Source organism: Burkholderia sp. A9 (genome assembly GCF_000801975.1).
Genome location: NZ_JSZN01000049.1, coordinates 1 through 1,346 on the forward strand (window position 1 = coordinate 1; position 1,346 = coordinate 1,346).

A 1,346-nucleotide genomic window follows, 5' to 3' on the forward strand; every position below is an offset into this window, starting at 1 on the left:
CGACCATTCGGCCGGCGCGTGCAGGAATTTCTCGACTTCGTCGAGCGTCTTCGTCTCGAAGTAGCCCGACGCCTTCGCGACGCGCAGCACGTCCCACCAGGTCGCGAGCGCGTGCAGGTCGACGTCGATGTCCTTCAGGACCGACACGCTTTCCTTGAAGATGTTGTAGTGGAACAGCACGAAGCAGTGGTTCACCGTCGCGCCCGCGGTGCGCAGCGCGTTGACGAAGTTGATCTTGCTGCGGCTGTCGGTCGTCAGGTCTTCCACCAGCAGCACGCGCGAGCCTTCTTCCAGATGGCCTTCGATCTGCGCATTGCGGCCGAAACCCTTCGGCTTCTTGCGCACGTACTGCATCGGCACCATCATGCGGTCCGCGAGCCATGCCGCGAACGGGATACCGGCCGTCTCGCCGCCCGCCACCGAGTCGATCTGCTCGAAGCCGACGTCGCGCATGATCGTCGTTTCCGCCATTTCCATCAGCGCACGACGCACGCGCGGATACGAGATCAGCTTGCGGCAATCGATATAGACGGGGCTTGCCCAGCCGGACGTGAAGATGAACGGTTTTTCGGCGTTGAAGTGCACCGCCTGCACTTCGAGCAGGATTTTGGCGGTCGTATCCGAGATCGACTGACGATCGTAGCCTGTCATGGGCATTCCTTGGGTGATGAGCGAAGAGCGGGCGCGGGCCCGGTGGCGCAGCAAGGGGAACCTGCCCGAGGGGCCGGGGCGCGATCGGAGGGCCAATCGCATCGCTGCGCGCGTAGCCGGCTATTTTACCCGATTCAGGGCGGTTTTCGGCGGAATTCGCGCGGGTTCGGCGCGCCGCTCACCACCGGCGAAACAAACGGGGTGCGATCGGCCCGATGCTGATGCCAAGGATGCGGCGCCGCACCAACGGACGTCATTTAGGGGGTGTACACTAGGCGACCCTTAGAAATCGTTCAGTACTTTGTACTTTCCTCTTGCCACCCGCCAAGGTTCGATGGCGTGCCGACCCGGCGCGCTGCGTGCCGTCTCGCAGTCGACCATCCCCTCGATCCAAGCAGACGCGGCCCAAGGTGCTGTGTACTGAACCGTCAAAATTTCGCATGTCTCTCGCAGGTCAATCATGGACGAACAACTGAAGCAGGCCGCTCTCGCTTATCACCTGAACCCGAAACCCGGCAAGATTTCGGTCACCCCGACCAAGCCGCTGTCGAACCAGCTCGATCTGTCGCTCGCGTATTCGCCGGGCGTCGCGGCGGCGTGCGAGGCGATCCACGCCGATCCGCTCGACGCGCAGAAGTACACGTCGCGCGGCAACCTCGTCGGCGTCATCACGAACGGCACGGCCGTGCTGGGCC

1 protein-coding gene and 1 pseudogene are annotated in these 1,346 nt (G+C 63.3%); one reads left to right on the forward strand and one right to left on the reverse strand.

The genetic code is table 11. The annotated features are described in order from the left end of the window. Positions 1–651 (reverse strand): orotate phosphoribosyltransferase (locus tag PI86_RS15165; protein WP_039324122.1); only part of this gene is annotated, 651 nt, incomplete at its 3' end. A 460-nt stretch (positions 652–1,111) separates the two neighbouring features. Here PI86_RS15165 and PI86_RS15170 point away from each other — a divergent pair. Next, positions 1,112–1,346: pseudogene (locus PI86_RS15170) on the forward strand (NADP-dependent malic enzyme); the annotation flags it as partial.